The sequence below is a fragment of the Porphyromonas sp. HMSC077F02 genome (genome assembly GCF_001815465.1).
Lineage (GTDB): Bacteria > Bacteroidota > Bacteroidia > Bacteroidales > Porphyromonadaceae > Porphyromonas_A > Porphyromonas_A somerae.
In genome coordinates this window covers 173,875-183,756 of record NZ_KV820630.1, presented here as the reverse complement: position 1 = coordinate 183,756, position 9,882 = coordinate 173,875, and the positions used below count along the sequence as shown (strand labels likewise).

General features: G+C 48.9%; 6 protein-coding genes. All 6 read right to left on the bottom strand.

The window, feature by feature from the left end; translation table 11 throughout:
- Window positions 1-208: 208 nt before the first annotated feature.
- Window positions 209-526 (bottom strand): CRISPR-associated endonuclease Cas2, encoded by a 318-nt coding sequence (gene cas2 / locus HMPREF3027_RS01495; RefSeq protein ID WP_021902785.1) that lies wholly within the window; start codon window positions 524-526, stop codon window positions 209-211.
- Between the two features lie 48 nt (window positions 527-574).
- Window positions 575-1,462, bottom strand: a complete 888-nt coding sequence (gene cas1, locus HMPREF3027_RS01490) for a type II CRISPR-associated endonuclease Cas1 (RefSeq protein ID WP_070706450.1) — start codon at window positions 1,460-1,462, stop codon at window positions 575-577.
- Window positions 1,455-5,984, bottom strand: coding sequence for a type II CRISPR RNA-guided endonuclease Cas9 (gene cas9 / locus HMPREF3027_RS01485; RefSeq protein WP_070706449.1), 4,530 nt, complete (start codon window positions 5,982-5,984; stop codon window positions 1,455-1,457). The genes cas1 and cas9 overlap by 8 nt, the downstream gene beginning before the upstream one ends.
- A gap of 180 nt (window positions 5,985-6,164) precedes the next feature.
- Window positions 6,165-6,827, bottom strand: a complete 663-nt coding sequence (locus HMPREF3027_RS01480; RefSeq protein ID WP_070706448.1) for a SprT-like domain-containing protein — start codon at window positions 6,825-6,827, stop codon at window positions 6,165-6,167.
- A gap of 1 nt (window position 6,828) precedes the next feature.
- Window positions 6,829-7,347 (bottom strand): shikimate kinase, encoded by a 519-nt coding sequence (locus HMPREF3027_RS01475; RefSeq protein WP_070706447.1) that lies wholly within the window; start codon window positions 7,345-7,347, stop codon window positions 6,829-6,831.
- A 232-nt stretch (window positions 7,348-7,579) separates the two neighbouring features.
- Entirely contained in the window at window positions 7,580-9,682 is a 2,103-nt protein-coding gene (locus tag HMPREF3027_RS01470) for a S46 family peptidase (RefSeq protein WP_070706446.1), read from the bottom strand.
- Between the last annotated feature and the right edge of the window lie 200 nt (window positions 9,683-9,882).

The window sequence follows — 9,882 nt, the reverse complement described above, 5'->3', positions numbered from 1 at the left end:
TCATTCCCTAAAGTAATCAATCCACAACCAATTAATCAAATGGCTAGACTACGTGAAGTTGTATCTCATTCCCTAAAGTAATCAATCCACAACGCCGGCGATATATAGTTGTAAATATCAATAGGTTAGAGGTCATAGGACGTCTGATAAAATGCCGATGTTTGATGAAAAGAGCCAATAGGGGTCTATTTTTTCAGTTCAAAGCTACCTAAAATTCCTCAAAGAGTGATAGCTGTCGTATTTTCGGTATCTTCGGTTCCTTTTGCTTCGTTCCCGAGAGGTGTATGATCTCAGCATACTGTTTGTCGGTAATGGTAATCACCTTAATATCCGCCTCTTCCGGAAGTGATTTCCGCAATTTATTGATGAGTGGCTGGCGGTGTTGCATCGATGGGATCGGCTTGATGTAGACCGAAAACTGTAGCATAATATATCCCTCTCCCAATAATTCCTTCCGAAACTTTGCCGCCTGCTTTCGTTGCTTCTTAGTGAGAACAGGGATATCAAAAGCGACTAAAATCCACATAAGTTTGTACGCACTTATTCTTGAAACATTCATTGTGAGACTCCTTGGTTATGGGATTCGAGGTAATACGAGTGTCTTGGCACCACCTGAGTAGACCCGAGCAAGGGAACTGGTGGTGATAGAGATGGCGATGAGTAGTGGCCGCCTGAGCTTACTGATGAGTGTATCTTGTGCCAATAGAGTGCGGAGATGAGCTCTACTCTCCTTGGTAATTGAGAGCTCTCCACTATCCACCAACTCCATCACCGCTAGGTCGGCAAAGGGACGGTAGGGCTCCATCACATCATCGGAGAGCGGAAAGGGGTTGTACTTATTTTGGTGTTGCACCCCTAGCTTTGGGGAGAGACCCGAAGCGATGATGGATCGGGTGACCGAAGCACGCAAGATGGCATAGGCGTAATTGAATAGGGCGTTGGGCGGTACTCCATCTCGCTCTCGTATAAACTCCTCCCCTAGGAGGGCACTCCAGTAGATACGTGCTGCGATCCCCTCTCTATTATCTGGGTCACCACTCCGCACCTCATCAGCAAGGTTGAGTAGCCTTTGATGCTCCTCTATCCCTCGTGACTTTAGTACGGCCGCTTGGTTGAGGATCTTGCTCTTGACCAACTGCTTCCAGATGCTCTTTTTAGTCGGGATAGATGCTGCCACCTGCTCCCGAGTTCGCTCACCCTGTGTAGAGTGCCCCTCGAGTGGAGAGAGGTAGCCACTCGGGATATGAAACTCATCACAAACTACCACTATACAGCCAACCTCCATACAGTACTGGAGCATCCGGAGAGTGGTGGTCACCCTCGGATGCTCCAGTATCAATAGTCCTACCTCAGCTAGAGGTAGGGTCTGTCGCTCCTCCGTCTCCTTATTGGTCATCACCAATTGACGATTCTCCAAGAAGAGGTGAACAGGACTAGATATAGTGATGGTCCGCTTAATCATCCTTCAATGTTACTTTACCCGTGAGACTGATCTCCACCGAGTGTACATTATCCTTCTCGGGTTCAAAGAAGCTCAGTGAAGACACTCTGATCATCTCTCTATCATAATTAGTGGTACTAGCAGTAGCCTTTCTAAAGAAATAATCCTTTGATGATAACTTCTGCACTCTATAGAGGTACTTGCTGAGATAGGCGGTGTCAGAAAGGTGGAGAAGTACCTCTTCTTTGGTGATTCCGATCAAGTACATCCTATCACGCATAAGCTTGAAAAGGATTCTCTTGCCATCGGGTGGAAGCTGGAATATCTCCTCACCTCTATTCCGTCTATTAACCACATCCCACATAGTTACGACACTCTCTTGAAGACTGCCATCTAGTGCTTCATAAATCAATACGTGGTGATTATTTTGTGGGTCAACATATTGATTGGCCTCTTTCAATCTTACCACATTATTAAACTTATCACATAATCTCACCTTCTTGACTGGGACAGGTTCTCCTCCATTACGATTAGGAAGATAGACTTTGGTTTTGCCATCCTCATCGATAAAGGCATTCTTAGGGAAAACAAGCTTTGGATTACTTATGTCTAGCCCCAACTCCTCCTTGAGTATCCGCAGCATCTCTTTCCTAATAGCCGCATCTACCACTTTATTCAGTTGGCTCATCTTGGTCACTTCGGTGATGCTCTTCCTATAGTGGTAGCCCATCTCTGTCTGCCCAGGTGCTTTTCTCTGGCCATAGATAGTAGCCTTATGTAGGGCACCTCTTACGGCGTAACCTTCGGAGGTATAGACCTTGCCATTCTTGGTGATCTTACGGGTCACCTTGGAGAGGGGATCCACTCGATTCTTTTTATGTACCACCAAGATATCATTGATAGATTGCTCTGCCTCTTCTCTAAAGCCCTCCCACGGTAGGTCGAAGCGGGGCTTTAGAGCCTCTCCTTGTCGGTAGGAGTCGTCTTGCCGGTTGTACGTTGAAAGCTCCGTGACGTAGTTTTGCTTGGCCAAGGCAATCACCAAGGCATCTACAGCGTGGTGCCTATGATCATCTCTATTCTTAATCGGCTCCAAAGCGTAAAGGCCTTGAGACTTATCAAGTAGGAAGAGCTTTCCCTCTAGCAGGACTTCTCCACCTCTTGGTGTGGGAGCCTTGGCGTAAAGTGGATAGATGGTGACCCGCTCTTCAGGAGAAAGGGTCTCACCGTACCGCAAGGAGACATAATACTTGGTCTGCTCTTGGAGATTCAAATGCTGTACATCGATTGTCTTGCCATCGCATTGATCCAGAAGGAGCGAACCGTGGTTGGCAACTCCTGTGAGTAGTAACTCTCCCTCACCTACCTCTGGTGCAGGGCGAAGCATCTTGGTGAACACTGCGGTGTCGTAGTCTAGATTGAGATAGGCGGTGCGATTGCGGTGCTCCTCCATATTGACCACACTACTATCTACTTCGGTCTCAAAGAGAGGGCTCCAGAAGGCGTTGCCATTCAGTCGGCCCGATACTCTTACCGCATTAGCTGCCACTCTCTTTTTATTACTAGGTAGCTCCCAAATGGGTTCGCCTTTAAGCTGAAGAGTGACCCAGTACTTTCCTGGCTCGGTAGGATAACTACTCCTCTTGACTTTTCGGAGTGCCTCAATATAGTCGCTAGTCAATTGGTTCTTGCTATTAATGGTCGCTGGAACCACTAGCATATCCTTGGCAGAGGGCTTGGGGTTAAAGAGGGGCTGGCAGTGTGGGGAACCGCCTACTGCGTGGTAAGCGATGAGGGCCTCGCCCGTCACTCCACTGAGATCAAGATGGGCTGGCTTGGGGTACTCCTTGCCGTCGCGGTATAGCTTAGTCCCCTTGACTACCACGGGGATACGGATCTCATCTGCTGTGGGATTGGGGATGAGATTGAGCTTAGGCGCCACACGATTGACCACCTGTGACTCGCTATCTAGGAGGGCATAGACATCGGTATCGCCTCTTGCTATCAGCTCCTCGTTCACGGCACCTGGGGCACATTCATAGGTCTCGCCTAGGATCTTATTAAGTTGCCACATCCGCCTGAGGTCGGCAGTGATATGTCCTGTAACGGAACGGACATCACCGCAAATGGTGGTGAGATATTCACGCGCCTTTACCGACATATAAGCGGTATCATTGAGCATCTTACTCGGTAGTTCCTCTAGCTGCTCTTGGGCACTCCGTTTGGATAGAAAGCGACTTGCTTTACGGGCTGGTAGCACTCGCCTTACGCGGTGTGTGATCTCGTCCCAATCCTCAGCACCCCAGAGGGTTTTGCTAGAGTTGACGGAGTAAAACTCGTAAGGGGTCATATTGCCCTTCTCTCTATTGAAGTTGGACTCGCAGAGGGTCTTATTTCCGAAACTATCATCTAGGGAAATGCTTCGAGGAATAATGTGCTCTATCTGGAAGAAGTTATTGCCATCGTAGAGGTAAGAGGGGTTGATATTCTTGCCGGTATAAGGGCAGCGGGCAATGCCATCTTGCTGTTGGAGCTCCTTATGCAGTCGGTATTTAAGGATGTTATCTCTAGTGACCCGCACACCTCGTGCCCTTAGCTCTATCACCGCCTCCTCATTTTCTGCCCGATTGGCCTCTTGCTCCTGGCGTATCTTGAGGCGTCGGTCAAGAGACGACTTGAGGTCACGGGAGAGCTCTATGGTGATGCGATCAAATCTGAAGTTGGGGTTGCCGGTCTGTTCAATCATCTGATCAATAAGAGCATTGACCTGCCTCCGCACCGCCCAAAGGGCTTGCTCCACAATAGGATTACGGAGATTATCCACCTCCCCTAGCCGATTCTGTATCTCTATCTTTTGCACCGACTGGGTGGGATGGTAGAGCTTCATCCGCAGTCGCTTTTCGTCCAAACCGGTCTGCTCGTCGGGATTGCTTAGGAACTCTATCAGTCGGTCGATCTTCTCACCCTTTGAGGCTGGCTCATTAATGATCTGGAGGAGATCTTGCCACATCTGCTCCTCTTTCTCGAAGTAGTAGTACCTCAGACCAAATGCATTTTTCACACCACCGAGGAATATCGCCTCTGTGTGGCTTCGTCCTTGGAGTAGGAATGGAATGATATTGTCCATTGCATGAATGGAGATAGATCCGTAATCATCAACTAGATTGATACCATCTAGTCGCTTAGCAAAGTCGGCTTTGAGCTTTAACCCCCTGCCCTTGGCATAGTCGGCGATGTTCTTCTCAAGCAGTCTCTCATCGTCATAAAAGAGTAGCTTCTGCCAGATATCTATATATATGGTATCGGTCTCGCCATAGTGGTAGCTCAATTCACCCTTTTCAAAAAGGTCGGTGATGCTGGCGATGGTAGGGCACCCTGGGAGGGATTGGTCATCATCATAATTGAGCTTGGATACTAGGCTGAGGTGCCTTTTCAGGTCAGCCACCTTGATAGTCTTGCTGTTTTTTGAGCAGAGGAAGTCGAGGGAGGTTTGGAATAATCCCATATCATAGAGTGTACGCCCCTCTACCCTCACATTGCTCAGCACCTGAAGTGCCCTATGAAATTCACTGGTAGGGTGAGAAACTGCTGCGACACGTGGACCTTGGATATAGTGGCGTTGCTTCACTGGGTCGTACATCTTACGACTCTCAAGGCTACACTTATTGATTAAGTGCTTCTGCGAACGAAGTGGGCGTTGCCAAAAGAGGACGCTATCATTGGACTTGTACAGTAGCTCTCCACTCTCTAGATCGTGGCTAATCTGACCGATCAAGAGCTCCTTGACGGGAGTACCCTCTATCTCTAGTTCCTCTAGACCAAGTCGCTTAGCCTGCTGATCCCAAATACGCTCCATCTCCTCCACATACATACTGCGGAGAGTATACCTCCCTCTGGGTTTCTCCTCGCGTTGGGTAAATGGCTCTCCCTCCTTAGCACTTATCTGATACAGATATTGCCCAAGGGTCTGCTCTCCTATCTCCGACTTGGTTTGGGTGTAGCCGATGATGTCATCTTTTCCTTTCGCCATCGCTCCCTCATCTGCCTTCATCTTGCGTGAAGATTGGAAGCCACGACGCTGGATGATGTGGTACAATAGACGACCAAACTCGGCCCTCGTGATGCTCCCCTCTACCGCTCTTGAGCGAATCTCATAAGGGTTCATCGCCATCCAAGCTCTGAAGGCATCACTATCTGGGAACTGACGTGCCGCCGTCTTCCCCTCCTTATCCCAGGAGAGCCAAGCATCTATCTCCTCAAAAGTAAGTGGCACATAGCGATCCCCTTCGGGGCTATTGAGCTCACTGAGCTGATAGAGAAACTTGAGCAACTGAGAGCGACGCAAACGACGCCTATAGTTTTGTCTGCGACCTTGCCTTGCGACCCTGCGCGTCTCGTTTTTTGGCTTCTCCTTATTGGTGCCGAAAGCCTCTTTACCTGCGGGGAATACATAGACTCCTGTGTGGAGTATTTGATTCTTCTGAGTGTCGACGATAGCTGTACCTAGACTACTGACACCGATATCCAGACCTAAAGTTATCATAGTATCTATATTGTAATGTTAAACATAATAAACAAATGTAGATAATATATTTGGAAGGTTCAAATATATTACCTACATTTGCGGTAGAAGATTATTCCCTAAAGTAATCTTTTCATAACAAGGCTATATGCCGAAGTTATTACGGCTCCACTTCGGTGGAGCCTTTTTTGTATCTGGGGATTAGGATTGGAGGGGGACGTGGTCGGGGGCGAGCCTATCTTTGAGGGCTTTCCACTTATCGTAGGGGAGGGTGCGACCGCGGAGGGTTCGGACTTTGGGAAAGGAGGCAAAGTAGGGGTCTTCGGTGACGTACCAACCGTGGTGGATGAGGCTGGGCTCCTTCTCTACCTGATGCTGGATCCTGCCAAGGTAATTCTTACTGACCACTGTGGCGTAGTACTCTCCTCTCTCTTTATTCTCGAGGAGGAGAACGGCGTAGGCTTCGTAGGTGGGATAGGTCTCCATAGGTGCTTTTTCGGTGATAGTGACCTCCCAACCGTGCTCATTATTGAGTTGATCTATCAGGCTTCTAAAGACCTTGCCGTGGGCGGAGGTATCCTTGATCTGATGGAAATGGATATAGTAGTGGACCATCTCGTGGAGCAGGATATTTTGGTACTCTCGCTCCGTGAGCTTGTAGAAGTTGGTGAGCTGTATCCGCTGCTCTGTGTAGATGGTGGTGCTACCTCTCTTCTCTGCAGCGTAAGAAAAACCACCCATCTGTCGTCGGGTAGGGCTAATGGTAAAGCCGGGCTGAGGCAAAGAGCCTTGGAAGTACTGTTGATTGAATTTATCGAACCAGTACTTTATCCACTCAAAGTTGATCTCAAAGGGTTGTTCCATATCACAATGAAAGGTGTTGCACGATCTGTTCAGCTACCTCGGTAGTGGTCGCATCAGCCGTCACCTCAATAGTGATATCGGCCTGAGAGTAAAAGGGTTCGCGTAGGGGCAAGGTCGCCTCGACATACTGCTTCACCCCCTCTTTATCTAGGTGTGCCACCGCTGGTCGGCTCTCGCGATAGAGGTAGAGCCACTCGGCTAGTAGCTGGGGGGAAGCTTTGAGGTAGACCACAGTGCCACGCTGCTTCATGGTAGCGATATTATCATCGTGGCTGGCCATTCCACCACCTGTAGCGATCACTACATCCTGAAGCTGAGAGAGCTCAATGAGGATCACCTTTTCCCGCTTCCGAAACTTCTCCAAGCCACAGCAACCAATCATAGCACTCACAGAGGAGTGGTACTTCCGCTCAATATAGAGGTCGGTATCTACAAAGGAGAGCTGTAGCAGCTTTGCTAGCTCACGTCCAATGGTAGTCTTCCCTACCGATGGAAAACCTACTAGGAATATTGGTTTCATTATACTACTTTATAATTAAGAGACTTTGCACGGAGGATGAAATGCCAGACGCTGAGGATAAGGGCGAAGGGAGCGTACTCACGTACGTGACCTAGCCCGAATTCCGAAAGCAACTTTATGTGCCCTGGCATCCTTACGGAAGCCTAGGCGCCGCAGATCACCTTCGTGCAAAGTCGCAATAGACCCTGGCAAAGGGGGAGCTTCACCAGGGTCTATTCAATAATTACTTAGATTACTTCACAAGGGTTAGCTCATTGATCAAGTAGTCGGCCTTACCCCAGTGCTGGATAGCCCAAAGCACATAGCGGATATCTACGCTAATGGTGCGCTGAAGATTTGGCTCAAACTCAATGTCGCCACTCATTGCCTCCCAGTTGCCGTCGAAAGCTAGGCCAATGACATTGCCTTCGCCATCAAAGACAGGGCTACCGGAGTTACCACCAGTGATATCATTATTGCTGATAAAGCAGAGATGTAGATGACCATCCTTAGCGGCATACTCACCAAACTCCTTATTACGCATCATATCGAGGATCTCTGGCTGCACTGCAAACTCGGTGCTCTCAGGATCTTGCTTCTCCAATACCCCTTCCTCAGTGGTATAGTAGTCGTAGTAAGCACCATCATAAGGGCGATAGCCACCCACCGAACCGTAGCTGAGACGCATGGTGAAATTGGCATCGCTAGGTAGGTACTCATCACTCATCTCCTGCAGGCCAGCCATAAAGAGGCGACGCCCCTTGGCATACTGATATTGATAGTTATTGATCTCGCCATATAGCTTCATCAATGCATCTCTGTAGCTATTGCTGATCACCACAGCAGGGTCGGTATCGTGTGCCTTGGCAAATAGCTCATAATTCTTGAGTGCCTCTACCATACGATCTTTGTGGAGCACTACAGAATTGTCGTAAACATACTGTGCATAAGCCTCATAATCGCCACCAAACTTACTCTCGATCTCGCTAAAGATGCTAGGCAAGTACTCAGGGGCTACCTGCTCCTTGGTTACCCTGAGCATGGCTGGAAGAGTAGCTCTACCTACCTTGGTGCTGAAGTCCTTGTAGAGGGCATCGGCATCAAACTCTGCCATATCGGGCGATGGCATCGCCACGAAAGAGCGGAACTCGGTACCACTCATCGCTTCAGAGAGGATGGTGAAATTGTAGAAGAGCTTGCCCATTGCCTCGAGTGGAATACGCAAGCTATCCAATACCCCAGCGTACTTGGCGGTACGAGCTGCATCGGCTGCTACCCACTCGCTGAACTGACGCTCTATCTGACGCTTATTCTCTACCACATTGAGGCGACGGAGCCCCTTATTCATACCGATTGAATTCTTCCAATAGTTGGAGCTACCGGCATACTTGCTAGCATACTGAATGCGGATGGCTTGCTCAGCATTCATGTGCTTCATCCAAATCTCCTGCTTAATGCCACGCACGAGGATACGAGGTTCGTTTTCATTCACGATACGATTCTCTACACCCCACGAGCTGAGGTAGCGGTCGGTACTTCCTGGGAAGCCAATGGTCATAGCATAGTCGCCCTCCTCGATACCACGGATCGATACCTTGGCAAAGTGACGAGGTTGGTAGGGCTTATTATCGGCTGAGTAGTCGGCTGGCTTATTATCCTTATCGGCATAGACACGGAATACCGAGAAGTCGTTGGTGTGGCGTGGCCACATCCAGTTGTCGGTATCGGCACCAAACTTACCCATAGATGTAGGTGGAGCGAATACCATACGGACGTCGGTGAAGACGTCGTAGACCACTAGGTAAAACTTATTATTCTCGTAGAACGAGTAGATATCGGCATCGGTGTGAGGGTCATCGGCATACTTGGCTACCAAAAGACTACTTGCCATTTGAATCGCCTGAATACGAGCCATCTCATCGGTCATATTTTCGGTACCTTCAGTCACTTGGTCGGTCACATCCACAAACTCTCTGAGGTACTTCACCTCTAGCCCCTCGATAGGAAGCTCCTCCGCCATATTGTGTGCTACAAAACCATCTCTCAGGTAGTCGTGCTCCACACTACTCTGGCTCTGGATAGAGCGGTAACCACAGTGGTGGTTGGTAAAGAGTAGTCCTTGATTGGATACCGTGATAGAGGTACAGCCGTTATCAAAGATCGCCACAGCACTAGAGAGGCTATTGCCATCGGCACTGAATAGCTCCTCGGGAGAAAGCTTCAGTCCGAGCTCACGCATGCGATCCATATTCTCCTGCTTGATCGAATTGATCAAGTACATTCCCTTATCTGCCTTTGCCATTGGGGCAAGAAGGAGTAAGAGACCCATCGCTAGGGATAGTCGTAGTTGTTTCATCGTTAGTCAATAAAAAAATGTGATATTTATCTTGTACCACAAAGCTAACTATTTTCAGCGAGGTACCACACATTTTTACTTGTGGTATTATCGGACAAGTCGGACAGCTCAGACAAGTCGGACAAGTCGGAGTTCAAAAGGGCACCAATGGAGCAGCCACGAGGGTGCGTCCGACCTGTCTGACCTGTCCGACTTGTCCG